Annotated in this window: 14 protein-coding genes; 8 read left to right on the plus strand and 6 right to left on the minus strand. The window is 63.7% G+C overall.

The window, feature by feature from the left end; all coding sequences use genetic code 11:
* The 3 genes from C1896_18940 to C1896_18950 form a co-directional block, all read right to left on the minus strand.
* Complete coding sequence (locus tag C1896_18940; GenBank protein AZZ46807.1) at positions 1-1,158, minus strand: MFS transporter; 1,158 nt, start codon at positions 1,156-1,158, stop codon at positions 1-3.
* A 60-nt stretch (positions 1,159-1,218) separates the two neighbouring features.
* Entirely contained in the window at positions 1,219-2,082 is an 864-nt protein-coding gene (locus C1896_18945) for an oxaloacetate decarboxylase (GenBank protein ID AZZ46808.1), read from the minus strand.
* Between the two features lie 94 nt (positions 2,083-2,176).
* Positions 2,177-3,049 (minus strand): EamA/RhaT family transporter, encoded by an 873-nt coding sequence (locus C1896_18950; protein ID AZZ46809.1) that lies wholly within the window; start codon positions 3,047-3,049, stop codon positions 2,177-2,179.
* Between the two features lie 322 nt (positions 3,050-3,371).
* On the opposite strand from C1896_18950, the gene C1896_18955 reads away from it, so the two are divergent.
* The 7 genes from C1896_18955 to C1896_18985 all read left to right on the plus strand — a co-directional run bounded on the left by C1896_18955 (position 3,372) and on the right by C1896_18985 (position 9,134).
* Positions 3,372-3,854: an N-acetyltransferase gene (locus tag C1896_18955; protein ID AZZ46810.1), complete on the plus strand. Its 483-nt coding sequence runs from the start codon at positions 3,372-3,374 to the stop codon at positions 3,852-3,854.
* 165 nt (positions 3,855-4,019) lie between these two features.
* The gene (locus C1896_18960) at positions 4,020-4,520 is read left to right on the plus strand and encodes an urease accessory protein UreE (protein ID AZZ46811.1); all 501 of its coding nucleotides are present in this window, start codon (positions 4,020-4,022) and stop codon (positions 4,518-4,520) included.
* Complete coding sequence (locus C1896_18965) at positions 4,517-5,194, plus strand: urease accessory protein UreF (protein ID AZZ46812.1); 678 nt, start codon at positions 4,517-4,519, stop codon at positions 5,192-5,194. The genes C1896_18960 and C1896_18965 overlap by 4 nt, the downstream gene beginning before the upstream one ends.
* 28 nt (positions 5,195-5,222) lie before the next feature.
* Positions 5,223-5,837 (plus strand): urease accessory protein UreG, encoded by a 615-nt coding sequence (ureG, locus tag C1896_18970; protein AZZ46813.1) that lies wholly within the window; start codon positions 5,223-5,225, stop codon positions 5,835-5,837.
* A gap of 159 nt (positions 5,838-5,996) precedes the next feature.
* Positions 5,997-6,572, plus strand: a complete 576-nt coding sequence (locus C1896_18975) for a protein hupE (protein ID AZZ46814.1) — start codon at positions 5,997-5,999, stop codon at positions 6,570-6,572.
* Between the two features lie 121 nt (positions 6,573-6,693).
* Entirely contained in the window at positions 6,694-7,065 is a 372-nt protein-coding gene (locus tag C1896_18980; GenBank protein AZZ46815.1) for a glucose dehydrogenase, read from the plus strand.
* Positions 7,062-9,134 carry a membrane-bound PQQ-dependent dehydrogenase, glucose/quinate/shikimate family gene (locus tag C1896_18985; protein AZZ46816.1) on the plus strand — a complete coding sequence of 691 codons (2,073 nt, stop codon included), beginning with the start codon at positions 7,062-7,064 and terminating at the stop codon, positions 9,132-9,134. The genes C1896_18980 and C1896_18985 overlap by 4 nt, the downstream gene beginning before the upstream one ends.
* Positions 9,135-9,157: 23 nt before the next feature.
* On the opposite strand, the gene amn is transcribed toward C1896_18985, so the two are convergent.
* Positions 9,158-10,630, minus strand: coding sequence for an AMP nucleosidase (gene amn / locus C1896_18990; protein ID AZZ46817.1), 1,473 nt, complete (start codon positions 10,628-10,630; stop codon positions 9,158-9,160).
* 76 nt (positions 10,631-10,706) lie between these two features.
* Complete coding sequence (locus C1896_18995) at positions 10,707-12,047, minus strand: PLP-dependent aminotransferase family protein (GenBank protein ID AZZ46818.1); 1,341 nt, start codon at positions 12,045-12,047, stop codon at positions 10,707-10,709.
* A gap of 80 nt (positions 12,048-12,127) precedes the next feature.
* Between C1896_18995 and C1896_19000 the strand changes: the two genes are divergently transcribed.
* A complete protein-coding gene (locus C1896_19000; GenBank protein AZZ46819.1) occupies positions 12,128-13,108 on the plus strand; it encodes a hypothetical protein in 981 nt (326 codons plus the stop codon).
* Between the two features lie 3 nt (positions 13,109-13,111).
* On the opposite strand, the gene C1896_19005 is transcribed toward C1896_19000, so the two are convergent.
* A complete protein-coding gene (locus tag C1896_19005; protein AZZ46820.1) occupies positions 13,112-14,761 on the minus strand; it encodes a DNA alkylation response protein in 1,650 nt (549 codons plus the stop codon).
* Positions 14,762-14,922: the final 161 nt, after the last annotated feature.

The raw sequence follows: 14,922 nt of genomic DNA on the forward strand, positions 1-14,922 counted from the left end.
TTAACCTTGCTCGAAGCGCATCCTCGCGTGCCATACGGCGATAAGAAAGGCCGCGGCCGCAAAGCCATAGAGCAGGCCGAGGTTGCCGTCCTGATACAGCCAGGAGCCCAGCACCGGCCCGGTGGCCATGCCCATGAAGCGAAAGAAGTTGTAACTGCCCACCGCGGTGGCTCGGTTGTGCGGGTACAGGTCCATCAGCAGGCTGGTCTGTACCGGTAGCGAAAGGCCGAGAAACAGCCCGAACGCGCTGACCGCCACCACCAGCGCCGCCAGCGACCACTGCGCAACCGCGAGAAACAGCAGCAGGCTGAGGGCATTGAGCGCCGCCGTCGTCACCAGCACCGGGCGGGGCCGCCAGCGCGCCAATAGCCGTCCACCCGCAAAACTGCCGACCACCACGGCAATCGACAGCGGCAGAAACACCAGGCCCTTTTCACTGGCACTCAGGCCGTAAGTGGCGCCGAGCACGCGCGGCATGAACACCAGGTAATTGTAGAAGGCGTAGTACTGCACAAAGCTCAGCAGCATGATCGCCAGCCCCTGACGATTGCGCACCACCTCCAGGTACTCCCTGGGATGGAAGGCGCGCGGCGCGCTCCCAGCCGGACGGGTTTCCTCTAGCCAGATCGCATTGCTCAGCAACGCAACAGCACCGACCACGGCGAGCAGCAGAAACACGTAATGGAAATCGAGGTGCTCGCCGATGAAGCCACCCACCACCGGGCCGACCACCGGCCCCAGCGCCACCATCATCTGGAACGAGCCCATCGCCCGAATACGCTCGGCGCCTTCGAACCGATCCCCGATCACCGTCACTGCCACCACCGCACCGGCAGCGATACCCACTGCCTGCAGCGCACGAAACACCAGCAGCGTCTCGATATTGGTTGAGAGAAAACAGCCGATGGAAGCGCCGATGTAGCACGCCAGCCCCAGTAACAGGGTGCGCCTGCGGCCACTTCGATCCACCAGCGGGCCGTAGACGATCTGCATGAACGCCAAAACGAAGGTGAAGATCGAAATGCTGAGGTTGATCAGCAGCGGCGTCGTCTGCAGCGCCTCGCCCAGCTCCGGCAAAATCGGTGCGTAGACCGTCTGCGTGAACGGGCCGAGAAAGGCGGCGAATGCCACCATGAAGGTCAGCAGGCGTGGGCTCATCGGATCTCCGCTAACGCATCGAAAAGAGGCCTGGCGGCGCGCGCCGCCAGGCGGGAGGGGTCACTCCTTGACCTGCATGTATTCCTCGGCCCAGACCATGTATTCCTCGGCGGTTGAGTATTTGACCGACAGCTGCGAGGCGTTGAGATCGGACGCATCGATCTGACGCTGCTCGCGCAGGCAGTCGTAGGTCGCCTTGATCGCGGCAAAGTAGGCCGCGTGACCATTGACCACGATGCGCACGCCAAGCGCAGCCAGACGGGTGTTGTCGCGCAACTTAGGATTGCCATAGGTCACCAGCATCAGCGGTACGCTGAGTTTTTCCGCGACCTGCTCCAGCTGCTCGAAATCCTCGATGCCGACCAGGCAGATCCCATCGGCGCCAGCTGCCTCGTAGGCCTGCACGCGCGCGATCACCTCTTCCAGGCCGATCACACCCGCATTGGTCCGCGCGATGATCGCGAGTTCGGGATCGATGCGTGCCTCCAGTGCCGCACGGATCTTGCCGACCGCCTCGAACATGCCGATCAGGTCGGTGGACTTGCGCCCGAATTTGGCTGGCAGCAGCGTGTCTTCGATTGTCAGCGCCGCGATGCCGGCGCGTTCCAGCTCGACCACCGTGCGCATCACGTTGAGCGCGTTGCCATAGCCATGGTCGGCGTCCGCGATGATCGGCAGCCGAGACACGCGGCCGATGCGTGTCGCCTGCTCGACAAATTCACTCAGGGTGATCAGCGCAAAGTCGGGCGCGGCCAGGACCTGTAACGAGGCGACCGAGCCACCGAGAATGCCGACTTCGAATTCCAGATCGGCGGCGATACGCGCCGACATCGGGTCGAATACCGATGCAGTGTGGTAGCAGCGATCGGAGGCCAGCAGCCGACGGAACTCGCTGCGCAGGGTGTGATGAGAAATACGTTGCATGGGGGTTCCTGATGAATCGCACGCAAGGGTCGAGTCGCCCTTGTCTGTTCAGTGTTGGTAGTGGTACGGACGGCCTATTGCACGTCTCGGTGTTTCACAGTGCCGGGCGCGGTTGTCGCCCTTGCACATACGCCATGACCAGCCCGCTGGCGATGATGATGGCCATGCCGACAATGGCGCCGAAATCCGGCGTATGTCCAAAGGCAACCAGGCCTACCACCCCAGCAAAGATGATCTGCGAATAGGTGAACGGTGCCAGCGCAGCGGCGCTGGCAAAGCGAAACGCATTGGTCAGCAACAGATGACCGCTCATGGCCATGGCACCAAGCCCGGCCATCATCAGCGCGTCATGCAGCGTTGGCGTCTGCCAGTTGAAGAAGACCAGCACGCTCATCACCAGACTGCCAACCACGCTGGTGATGAAGTTGCTGGTGACCGGATGATCCGTGGCGCTGAGTCGACGGGTGATCAACTGATAAACCGTGAAGCTCAGCGCCGCGCCGAACGGCAACAAGATCGCCGGCGTAAACAAGGCACCGCCCGGCCGCACGATGATCATCACGCCAATCAGCCCACAGCCGACCGCCAGCCATTGGGCACGACTGACCTGTTCGCCGAGCAAGGCGGACGCGATGGTAACCAGCAATGGGGTCAGGAAGATGACTGCAGTCGCTTCGGCCAGGGGGATGTAACTCAGGCCACTGATGAACAGCATGCTGACGCTGACCAGACTCAGGCCACGGCAGATCTGCAGCTTCGGCCGAAGGGTATGAAACACACGACGCCCCATGCGTGGCGTGAACAAGGTGAGCATCAGCACCGTCTGCGCCATATAACGCGCCCAGATAACCAGAAACACGGGGTAGAGCTGCGTCAGATACTTGGACAGCCCGTCGTGAGTGGCGAGCGTCAGGCAAGAAACCAGAATCAGCGACACGCCAAGCAGGGGCCGGTGAGAGTTATTCAATGAGGGAAACCGCGACAATAGGTAGCAAGCTATGAATTATGCCCATAAATCGCCATTTCGTCAGTGGTGACGTGAGCCGATCCGACCAGAAGAGGTGCGCCCCAGCCTGCCACGCAGGTTCATCTTCTGACTCGTCGATGCGTCTGCTGAACGTCGATTCAGGACCTGATCACGCAACTGTCATCCCGTCAGGCTGTAATGCGCTACGTCTGTCGGCGCCCGCTCCGCTCGCCCGACAATCGCGTATGATCGCCGCCCCCGTGCGAGCCTCGTTACCGGCCGCTTCAGTCCGAGTGTTGTTTTGATGTTCAAGATACGAGCGATGCAGGTGCGCGATATACCTGCGGTGATGTCGATTCAGGAAGAATCCTATGCTGCCGAAGTCCACGAGGACGAAGCGGTGATCCTCAACCGCCTCGCCGCCTGCCCGCAGCTGGCCTGGGTGGCCGAGGACGATCAGGGCGTTTGCGCCTATCTCTTCGCCTACCACTCACGGGTCGGCAAGGTGACGCCACTGGATGGCGACTTCGAATCCCACGCCAAAGCCGACTGCCTGTATCTGCACGACCTTGCCGTATCCCGGCGGGCCAGTGGCCGGGGCATCGGGCCGGCGCTGGTGCAGAAGAACCTCGAGCAGGCGCGCACTCAGAAGCTGCGCTACTCGGCGCTGGTGTCGGTGCAGGAGTCCGAAGCCTTCTGGTCTCGCCTCGGCTATGCAGCACACACGGAACTCGAGCCGCCCCAAGCCAGCAACCTTGCCAGCTATCAGATACCCGCCGTCTATATGGTGCGGGCGCTGCACTGAACGCACGCAGATGGTGCGACCTAGATGCAGACGCACCATAACAGGACAGCCTAAAGCCCCATTTTCAAGCACGGGTAACCTGCAGGCTGCGGGGCGCTTCTGTTGTGGCGGGTTGGCAAGGGCCTTGCTCTGCTTGTGCCAATCGCACAACCGGAACTGCTCGCCATGCTGGTCATCCATCACCGCACCTCCCCGCAGGCCAATGCCGACGCCGAGCTGGAGTTGACCTTCGAAGCCCGTAGCAAATCGCGTCTGCGTTGCTTCTCCACCACAGGAGAAGATGTCGGCCTGTTCCTCGAGCGCGGCCAGCAACCGCTGCATGACGGCGAATGCCTGCGCGCCGAGGATGGCCGTATCGTCCGTGTGCGGGCCCGCGCCGAACAGCTCCTTCATGTGACCTGCAGCAGCGCGTTCGAACTGACGCGCGCCGCCTATCACTTGGGCAACCGCCATGTGGCACTGCAGCTCGGCGACGGCTGGCTGAGGCTGCTCGACGACTACGTACTGAAAGACATGCTGGTGCAGCTGGGCGCCAGTGTCGAAGCCATCGAGGCGCCCTTCCAGCCCGAGCACGGCGCGTACGGGGGCGGCCATCATCACTCCCACGCAGGCGAAGCCGAGTTCAGCTACGCGCCACGTCTGCATCAGTTTGGTGTGCGCACGTGAATCCGGCTGCGTTCGCGCTGCTGCGGCTTGCCAGCCCGCAGTTGCCGATCGGTGGATACAGCTATTCGCAAGGCCTGGAAATGGCGGTCGAATGCGAGCGAGTACGCGACGAAGCCAGCGCCCGCCGTTGGCTGGGCGACCAGCTGTTATTGAATCTGGCGCGCTTTGAAGCGCCGCTGCTGCTCGCGCACTGCCAGGCGGCAGCTGCTGAAGACTGGACAGAACTCGAGCGACTTGCCGATTGCCATCGCGCCAGTCGCGAAACCCGTGAGCTACGGCTGGAAAGCCGGCAGATGGGCTTTTCACTGAAGCAACTGCTGGACAATCTGCCCGAACTCGACGCCCCTGCGAGCGCCCTGTTTCAGCGCATCGACGAGCCAGGCCTCGCCTTGGGCTGGGCCTTGGCCGCGCGTGCCTGGGGCATCGGCCCCGAGGATGCACTGACCGCCTGGCTTTGGGGCTGGCTGGAAAATCAGCTGGCGGTGCTGATGAAAACCCTGCCGCTCGGGCAGCAGGCGGCGCAGCGGCTGACCTCGCAGTTGCTGCCGGTCCTGCAGCAAGCCCATCACGACGCCACCCTTATCGAGCCGGAGCACTGGGGCAGCGCCGCCTTTGGCCTGTCCCTGACGAGCATGGCGCATGAGCGCCAATACAGCCGGCTGTTCCGCTCATGAGCACCGCTTTCACAAGAGGAAACAGACGATGAACACCCAACCCCTGCGCATCGGCATCGGCGGGCCGGTCGGCTCCGGCAAGACTGCCCTGACCCTCGCCCTCTGCCTGGCCCTGCGCGAGCGCTACAACCTGGCCGTGGTCACCAACGACATCTACACCCAGGAAGACGCGCAATTTCTCGTACGCAACGAGGCCCTGGCGCCCGAGCGCATCATCGGCGTCGAGACTGGCGGTTGCCCGCACACCGCGATCCGCGAGGATGCTTCGATCAATCTGGAAGCCGTCGAACAGCTAAACCGGCGCTTCCCAGGGCTGGACCTGATCATCGTCGAGTCCGGTGGCGACAATCTGTCGGCCACCTTCAGTCCGGAGCTGTCGGACCTGACCATCTATGTGATCGACGTATCGGCCGGCGACAAGCTGCCACGCAAGGGCGGGCCGGGCATCTGCAAATCCGATCTGCTGGTGATCAACAAGGTCGACCTGGCTCCCATGGTCGGCGCCTCGCTGGAGGTCATGGATCGCGACACCCGCAAGATGCGCGGCGACAAACCCTTCGTGTTCAGCAATCAGAAGGTTGGCCAGGGTCTCGACGAGATCATCGCCTTTATCGAACAGCAGGGAATGCTCAGCGCTGCCTGAACCGAATCAACTGTAGGAGCGAGGGGGGCGCCCAGTCCTTGCGCGCGATGCTAAGCGCTTCGTTAGCAAGCCCGCTCCTACAAAAAATGACAGCCATCCGGCTCCTGTCGATCGCCTGCGACGATTCGCGACCGCCATGCACACCAGAGGGAACACCCTATGAATCTGAATAGAAAACTCGTCGTTGCGTCCGCCCTGTTGCTGAGCCCTGCCTTGGCTTTCGCCCATCCTGGCCACGACCACGCCGGCGTGATGTCGGGTATCGCCCATCCAATCTTTGGCTTCGATCATTTGCTGGCGATGCTGGCCGTCGGCCTCTGGGCGGCGCAGCAGCAGGGCAGCGCGCGCTGGGCGTTGCCGCTGACCTTCGTCGCCACCATGCTATTCGGCGGTCTGTTCGGCTTTACCGGTATGCACCTGCCATTAATGGAAACCGGTATCGCCGGCTCGGTACTGGCGCTTGGGTTGCTGGTCGCGTTGGCGGTGCGCCCGCCGCTGGCCGTTGCCGCCGGGCTGACCGCGCTGTTCGCACTCAGTCATGGCGTTGCCCATGGCCTGGAGCTGCCGGCACTGTCCAGCCCATGGGGTTACGCCGCTGGCTTCGTCGCCGCCACCGCCGCGCTGCATGGCATCGGCTATGCCGTCGCCCGCAACCTGCCGCAACTCGCCATGCCCCTGGTGCGCATCGCAGGCGCTGCCTCCGCGCTGGTTGGTGCTTGGTTGCTTGCGGCCTGAATCCGACACAAACCGAAACATTCACGGAACCTGAGCGCCCCCTGAGACCCAAAAGTTGAGTCACGCCGCCGATTGCATTCGGTGGTGCCTCATTCACCGGTCTTCAGGGAGCAAGCGCCACGTGTCCGGATCCCTTCACGCCCGCGGCTTCGCCTATTGGGCACTGAAAGTCTTCTCCATCATCGTCGCCCTGTTCGGGCTCGCACTTGCCGCTGGCGGCCTCTGGCTGATCACCCTTGGCGGATCCTGGTACTACCTCATCGCCGGAGCCGGCATGCTGGCTTCTGGCGTACTGCTGTTCATGCAGCGCATCAGCGGCGTCTTGCTCTACTGGCTGGTGTTTATCGGCACCTTGATCTGGGCGATCTGGGAGGTCGGCCTCGACCCTTGGGCGCTGGTGCCACGCGTGGTGGCGCTGGCCGTAATTGCCCTTCTCACGCTCGCGTTCATTCCGGTGCTGCGGCGCCACACTCGCAGGGAGGCGCACCCATGATTCATCTGCTTCGACTCGTTGGCCTGTTAAGCCTGACCTGGCTACCGTTCAGCTACGCCCAAACGACTGCGGCGGACCCTTCGCTCGAACCCGCCACCACGGTGTCGCCGGGACCGACGGGTGCCGAGCCCGAGCCGGCCGACTGGACTGCCTACGGACGCAACAATGCGGCCACGCGCTACTCGCCGCTGGAGATGATCAACCGTGACAACGTCGCCGATCTCAAGCCGGTCTGGGGCTACCGCACCGGCAACCTGCCCGATCAGTCCGTGGTCGACAAGAAGTGGGCGCCGGAAACCACGCCGCTCAAGGTCGGTGACAACCTCTACCTGTGCGATGCACTGAACGTGCTGATCTCGCTGGACGCCAGCACCGGTCGGGAACGTTGGCGCTACGACCCGAAGGTTTCCACCGACCATATTCCCTATTCAGCGACCTGCCGCGGCGTGAGTTACTACGAGGTGCCGGATGCACCCGATGATGCCGCCTGCAAGCGCCGTGTCATCGAGGGCACACTCGATGCCGAGCTGGTGGCGGTGGATGCCGATACCGGCGTGCCCTGCGCCGATTTCAGCCACGCCGGGCACGTCGATCTGATGGAAGGCATGGGCGACTCCGTACCCGGCTACGTCGCGGTGACTTCGCCGCCAACCATCGTCCGCGGCATCGCCGTGGTCGGGCACCAGGTGCTCGACGGCCAGAAGGAAGACGCGTCGTCCGGCGTGATTCGCGGGTACGACGCAGCCACCGGCGAGCTGGCCTGGGCCTGGGACATGGGCCGCCCTGGCGAGACCGGGCTGCCCGAAGGGGGTGATGTCTACACCCGAGGTACCCCCAACGCCTGGACGATCTTCTCCGGCGACGAGGACCTCGGCCTTGTCTACGTGCCGATGGGCAATTCGTCGGTCGACTACTGGAGCGGCAACCGCAGAGAATTCGAGAAACCCTACTCGACCGCATTGGTGGCCCTGGACGTTACCAACGGATCAGTGCGCTGGGTCTTTCAGACCGTGCATAACGATGTCTGGGACTATGACCTCGGCTCCCAGGGCAGCCTGATCGACTTCCCGGTCGGCGACGGCCGCACTGTCCCTGCGGTCGTGCTGCCCACCAAGATGGGCGACATCTACGTCCTCGACCGCCGCACTGGCGAGCCGCTGACGCCTGTCGAGGAACGCCCGGTGCCGGCCAGCCCGCTGCCTGACGAAACGCTTTCAGAGACCCAGCCATTTTCCACCGGCATGCCGTCGATGCCGCGCGAGCCGCTGACCGAGAGCGATGCCTGGGGCGTGACGCCGCTGGACCAGCTGTGGTGCCGGATCCAGTTCAAGCGCGCCAACTATGAAGGCATGTACACACCGCCGAGCGTGGACAGGCCATTCCTGCAATGGCCGAGTTACAACGGCGGTAACGACTGGGGCAGCGCAGCGGTCAACACCGACCGCAACATCCTGGTGCTGAACTACAACCACATCGCCATGCATGACCAGCTCATCCCGCGTGACAAGGCCGACGAGCGCGGCATGGTCCCGCTTGGCGTACCGGGCGGCAGCACTTCGTCCGGCGGCTCGGTACCGCAGTCAGGTTCGCCCTACGCCGTGTCCATCCAGGCTTGGCGCAACAGCCTGACAGGCGTGCCCTGCTCCCGCCCGCCGTTTGGCGGCATCATGGCCATCGACCTCAACACCCGTGAGGTGCTGTGGAACGAACCGCTAGGCACCGCCCGGCGTAACGGGCCGTTCGGGATCTCGTCGCACCTGCCGGTGAAAGTGGGTACACCGAATAACGGTGGACCGGTGATTACCGCAGGTGGCTTGATCTTCATCGCGGCGGCAACAGACAACCTAATCCGCGCGATCGATATCGATACCGGTGAGGTGCTGTGGGAGGACGTGCTGCCCGCCGGCGGGCAGGCGACGCCGATGACCTACGAGGCAAACGGGCGCCAGTACCTGGTGATCATCGCCGGCGGCCATCACTTTATGGAGACGCCGCCGGGCGACTATGTGGTCGCCTACAGCCTTCCGGCCAAAGGCGACCCGAAATTGCCGGAGTTCCTGAAGGACTGAGCGTCTCGGCGAGCCGCCATCCGTTAGCGGAACGGCGGCTCGTCGAAGCTGCGCAGCTTGCGCGAGTGCAGCGAGTTGAGCTGAGTGCGCAAGAGGTCGAGCGCGGCGATACCGATCTTCAGGTGCTGGGTCACGGCGCGCTCATAGAAAGCGTTGGCCGAGCCTGGCAGCTTGATCTCGCTGTGCAGCGGCTTGTCCGAGACGCAGAGCAGCGTCCCGTAAGGCACCCGCAGGCGATAGCCCTGAGCGGCGATGGTGCCGCTTTCCATGTCCACCGCGACCGCACGGGAGAGGTTGATCAGCGGCCGCTCCTGAGCCCAGCGCAATTCCCAGTTGCGATCATCGTAGGTCAGCACCGTACCGGTGCGCAGGCGCCGCTTGAGCGCTTCGCCCTGCTCCCCGGTCACCTGCGCCGCGGCTTCCTGTAGCGCCTGCTGCACTTCCGCCAGCGCCGGCAGCGGGATATGCGGCGGCAGAACCCGGTCGAGAATCCCGTCACGGCGCATGTAGGCGTGGGCCAGCACGTAGTCGCCGATGGACTGCGACTGCCGCAGCCCGCCGCAGTGGCCGATCATCAACCAGCAATGGGGGCGCAGGACGGCCAGGTGATCGGTGATGTTCTTGGCATTCGATGGGCCGACGCCGATATTCACCAGGGTGACGCCATCGCCATCTTTGGCCTGCAGGTGATAGGCCGGCATCTGGTAGCGATGCCAGAGCACACCGCCAATGATCGCCTGGGCTTCGCCCTCGTCCATGCCGCGCTCGATGATGATGTTGCCCGGCAGCACCATGCGCACGAAACGGGTGTCGTCGCGCAGCATGTCGAGACCGTGACGGATGAACTGATCGACGTAGCGGTGGTAGTTGGTCAGCAGAATCCAGGGCTGCACGTGGCGCCAGTCGCTACCGGTGTAATGCACTAGTCGGCGCAGCGAGAAATCCACCCGTGCACCATCGAAGAGCGCCAGCGGGAAGGGATCGGCATGCTCCCAGTCATACAGGCCGTCGGCGATGTCATCGGTGGCCGCGGATAGATCGGTGCTGGGGAACACCCGCGCCAGTTCGGCGGCAGTCACACCGGTCCCGGCCAGTTCGTCGCCCTGCTCGATCACATAGGGATAGGGAATGTTGCGTTCACTGATGCCCACCTCGACTTTGACGCCGAAGTCCTTGATCAGCGGTCGCAGCTGGTCGAGCAGGTAGCTGCGAAACGACGCCGGATGGGTCACGGTCACGCTGTAAACACCCGGTGCCTGCACCTTGGCGTAAGCACGGGTGGAAGCCGGCACCTCGCCATGGCACTCGTAGGTCAGGCGCAGCTCGGGATAATGGAAAAGCGCGCGCTCGGCGGCATCTGGCTCTTCGCGCGTCGTGACGTAGCGCTTGAGCGCCTGATTCAGTGCACGGGTGGCATGCTGGTGCAGCTCGGCAAGGTGGTCCACGGCCGCTTCAGCGCTGGTGGCAATGCGAAAAGTCTCGCCTGCTGGATTCATGGTGGGTTTCCTTGTTGATTCGTTGAAAACATCTTGCCTGCTGTTCGATGACAGCGGTAGCACCGCAGTGCTGCGATCATCGATCAGACGCGGCTATTCGCAGCGCCAGCGACTCCAGCCGCGCCTTCAATATCGCCAGGCTGGGCGCCGCGGTCAGGCTCAGGCGCAGCGCATTGGGCGCGCCATGGCCGACCGCGAACACGGCGGCTGCAGCCGCTTCGATCCCCGCATCACGGCACAGCACCGGCAGATCTTGGTCTTCGGCCAATTCCAGCCACAGATGCGGCGACGCATTTGACGAGGCAGACCCAAGCAGTTTCTGCGCCAGCCGCCAACGCCGGGTCATCTGCTCACGTTGCCAGGCCAGCCGACGCGCCGCGGTGCCGTCTTCAAGCCATTCGCAGCCGATCTGCAGGCATAGCGTCGACAAGGCCCAACTGGTCGCCTGCCGTTCCGGATCGATACGCGACAACCACTTGTCCGGTCCGGCGATAAAGCCGAGGCGCAACCCAGGCGCGACCGTCTTCGACAGACTGCTGATCAGCAGGGTGCGTTCAGGCAACGTGGCGGCCAGTGGTGGCTCGCCGCCAAGTGCGCCGTAGATATCGTCTTCGATGATCAGCAAGCCTCGCCGTCGCGCCACGGCGGCGATAGCCTCGCGGCGCTGCGTATCCATGCTCACGGCGGTCGGGTTCTGCATGCACGGCGTCAGGACCGCCACGCGGGCCGAGGTAGCGCGGGCCAGACGGTCGAGATCGTCCGGCAGAATGCCGAACTCGTCCATTGCGACCCCGTGCAGCGGCAGTCGTAACTGACGCCCGGCGGCCTTGATACCGGGGGACGTCAGGGCTTCGACCAGTACCGGCTCGCCTGGCTCGCACAATCCGATCAGCGCAGCGAACACGCCCTGCTGCGCCCCGGCACAAAGCATCACCTGCTGCGGCGGAATCTCAAGCGCCCGCCCACGCAACCAGCCGCTCACCGCCAGCTGGCCACGCTGCAGACTGCGCGCCGAGGGATAACCCTGCAGGCTCGCCAGGTCACCCATCGCGCACAGTGCCGCCATGCTGCGCTGCATGTCGTCATCGTCGGGGTCGAGGACCGGCAGGTTGGTCGAGAGGTCGACCAGTTCCGGATGGGCCTCCGGCGTCTTCAGCCGGAACAGGCTGGCCTCGCGGCTGCTGGCGAGCACATAAGTACCACGCCCTACCTCGCCACCGACGAGATGCCGACGCGCCGCTTCGCGGTAGGCCTGCATTGCCGTGCTGGGATTGAGGCCGAGCGCCCAGGCCAGCCGCCGCTGCGGCGGCAGTCGATCCCCCGGCCGCAGCTCGCCACGTGCAATGGCCGATGCAATGGCATCGACCAGCGCCAGGTAGCGCGGTTGGTCATCAGATTCGAGTTTGGGTAACCACATTGTTTGCCATGCAATATAGATATTTACCCATACAATGCCCGCCACCTAGGATCGACGTCAAACCCGCCGAGGAGCCGTCGATGTTCGATCTACACCAACTGCGTCAGGCAGCCGAACTGATTCACCAGAGCGTACCGCCAACCCCGCAATACGCGTGGCCGCTGCTGGCCGAACGGCTTGGCTGCCAAGTCTGGGTCAAGCACGAGAACCACACGCCAGCCGGTGCTTTCAAGGTGCGCGGCGGTGTGCTCTATATCCATGAGCTGATCAAGCGTGAACCGCGCTTGCCGGGCCTCGTCACCGCAACCCGTGGCAATCACGGCATCAGCCTGGCGATGGCCGCACGCAACGCCGGTTTACGCATGCAGGTTTTGGTCCCTGAAAGCAACTCGGCGGAAAAGAACGCCGCCATGCGTGCCTGTGGCGCTGAGGTCGTCGAGTACGGTCGCGACTTCGATACCGCCCGCCAGCACGCCGCGGAGCTGGCTGAGGCCAACGGCTGGCATTTTGTCCCTTCACTGCATCCGGACCTGATCCAAGGTGTCGCCACCTATGCGCTGGAATTCCTCGAAGCGGTGCCGGACCTGCGACGGGTTTATGTGCCCATCGGGCTCGGCTCAGGCATCTGCGGGATGATCCGAACCCGCGACCTGCTGGGTCTGAATACGGAGATCATAGGCGTGGTGTCCAGCGCTGCCGATGCCTACGCGCAGAGCTTCGAGCAAGGCCGCATCGTCTGTACGGAAACAGCCAACACCTTTGCCGATGGGATGGCATGCCGCATCCCGTCGCCGGACGCTCTGGAGATCATTCGCAACGGCGCGGTGCGCATCGTGCGGGTGGATGACGCCGAAATCCGCCAGGCCATCGTCGCCTTCCACGAGGACACCCATAACCTTGCCGAAGGCGCCGGCGCTGCCGCGCTGGCCGCCGCGATGCAGGAGCGCGAGCGCAACCGTGGCGAGCGCATTGGAGTGGTGCTCAGTGGTGCCAACATCGACCGCGAGGTGTTGGCAGGGATTCTGGCTGAGCCGCGCCAAGCGGTTGGCCAGACCGCCTGAACCTCACTCGATGAACGGCGCACTGCGCGCCAGCAGCGCACTGATGTCGAGGCCGCGCGGCAGCGTGCCGAAGGCCCGGCCGTTGCCCGCCAGGCGGCTGGCGATGAACGCGTCCGAGACTTTATCGTTACCCGCTTCAAGCAGCAGCCTGGCCTGCAGCGCGACGGCTACATCTTCGGTGAGCTGACGCGCGCGGTACTGGATGTCGCCTTTATCGGCAAAAGCCGTTTGCAGCCCTTTGATGTGGTGCTGCAGACGCACATCTCCATGACCGTCGCCCAGCTCGGCGAACAGTACTTCCAGCACACCAGGCTCCTTGGACAGCGCACGCAGGACATCCAGGCACTGCACATTGCCTGAGCCTTCCCAGATGGAGTTCACCGGCGCTTCGCGATAGAGGCGCGGCATGATCGTCTCCTCAACGTAGCCGGCGCCGCCTAGGCATTCGCTGGCTTCGGCGACCATTTCCGGGGCGCGTTTGCAGATCCAGTATTTGCCGATCGCCGTGACCAGCCGGGCGAACTTCTCCTCCTGCTCGTCGAACGGATTGTCCAGCGCGCGACCCATTCGCATGGTCAGCGCCAGCGCAGCCTCGCTCTCCAACGCCAGGTCGGCCAACACGTTCTGCATCAGCGGTTGTTCAATCAAGGCACGACCGCCCACCTGCCGATGCGTGCAATGGTGCATGGCCTGGGTCAGCGCTTGGCGCATCAATGAGCTGGAGCCGATCATGCAATCAAAACGGGTCGAGGAGACCATCTCGATGATGGTCGGCACACCTCGCCCCTCCTCACCGATCATCCAGGCCAGCGCGCCGCGGTATTCGACTTCGCTGGATGCATTCGACCAGTTGCCCAGTTTGTTTTTCAGCCGCTGGATATAGAACTGGTTACGGCTGCCATCGGGTCTATGCCGCGGCAGAAGGAAGCATGACAAGCCTTGTTCGGTCTGCGCCAGGGTCAGGAAGGCATCACACATAGGCGCCGAACAGAACCACTTGTGCCCGATCAGTTCGTACTCCTGGCCTGGACCGCGCGACCCGACGGCATGTGCACGAGTGGTGTTGGCGCGCACGTCGGTGCCGCCCTGTTTTTCGGTCATGGCCATGCCAATGGTGACGCCGCTTTTCTGCTCCATCGGCAGGTTGCGTGGTTCGTATTCCCGGCTGAGGATCTTTGGCAGCCAGACGTCGGCAATCCCAGGCTGCTGTCGCAGGGCGGGAACGCTGGCGTAGGTCATGGTCAACGGGCAGCTGCTGCCGGCCTCGGCCTGATTGTGCAAATACATCAAACCGGCACGCGCCACCTGGGCGCCGGATTGCGGATCGGTCCAGGGCAGTGACGGGATGCCATGGGCAATTGCGGCACTCATCAGCTGGTGATAAGCCGGATGAAACTCCACCAGATCAATGCGGTGGCCGTAGCGGTCATGGCTCTTGAACACCGGCTTGTTCTCGTTGGCCAGAAACCCGGCAGCCATCAGCGGCCCACCGGCCAACGCGCCGTAAGCATCCAGCCGCGATTCGGCCCAGCCGCCGCGGTATCGCCTCACCCAATCCTGAAGCGGCAGGTCGAGACGGTACAGGTTGGCACCCTCCAATGGCGGGACCTGATTCAGCACCTCGTGGGTTTCGGCGTATTGCAGCAGGCTCATATCGGGTCTCCTCGGCAGATGCGGCAAGGGGCCCGACGGCATGCAACTAGGGATTAGCGATACTCACCGCTGTCACCGCGAATGAATCGCCGGGCCGATGCGGGGCACCGGCTGGTGGCACCCACCAAAGAAGTGAAGCACGCAGGTATGCCGGGCAAAAG

The organism is Pseudomonadaceae bacterium SI-3 (assembly GCA_004010935.1).
GTDB lineage: Bacteria > Pseudomonadota > Gammaproteobacteria > Pseudomonadales > Pseudomonadaceae > Stutzerimonas.

Coding starts and splice junctions, on each gene's coding strand:
- C1896_18940 (AZZ46807.1), bottom strand. CDS start 1,158: ATGAGCCCACGCCTGCTGACCTTCATGGTGGCATTCGCCGCCTTTCTC.
- C1896_18945 (AZZ46808.1), bottom strand. CDS start 2,082: ATGCAACGTATTTCTCATCACACCCTGCGCAGCGAGTTCCGTCGGCTG.
- C1896_18955 (AZZ46810.1), top strand. CDS start 3,372: ATGCAGGTGCGCGATATACCTGCGGTGATGTCGATTCAGGAAGAATCC.
- C1896_18960 (AZZ46811.1), top strand. CDS start 4,020: ATGCTGGTCATCCATCACCGCACCTCCCCGCAGGCCAATGCCGACGCC.
- ureG (AZZ46813.1), top strand. CDS start 5,223: ATGAACACCCAACCCCTGCGCATCGGCATCGGCGGGCCGGTCGGCTCC.
- C1896_18975 (AZZ46814.1), top strand. CDS start 5,997: ATGAATCTGAATAGAAAACTCGTCGTTGCGTCCGCCCTGTTGCTGAGC.
- C1896_18985 (AZZ46816.1), top strand. CDS start 7,062: ATGATTCATCTGCTTCGACTCGTTGGCCTGTTAAGCCTGACCTGGCTA.
- amn (AZZ46817.1), bottom strand. CDS start 10,630: ATGAATCCAGCAGGCGAGACTTTTCGCATTGCCACCAGCGCTGAAGCG.
- C1896_18995 (AZZ46818.1), bottom strand. CDS start 12,047: ATGTGGTTACCCAAACTCGAATCTGATGACCAACCGCGCTACCTGGCG.
- C1896_19000 (AZZ46819.1), top strand. CDS start 12,128: ATGTTCGATCTACACCAACTGCGTCAGGCAGCCGAACTGATTCACCAG.
- C1896_19005 (AZZ46820.1), bottom strand. CDS start 14,761: ATGAGCCTGCTGCAATACGCCGAAACCCACGAGGTGCTGAATCAGGTC.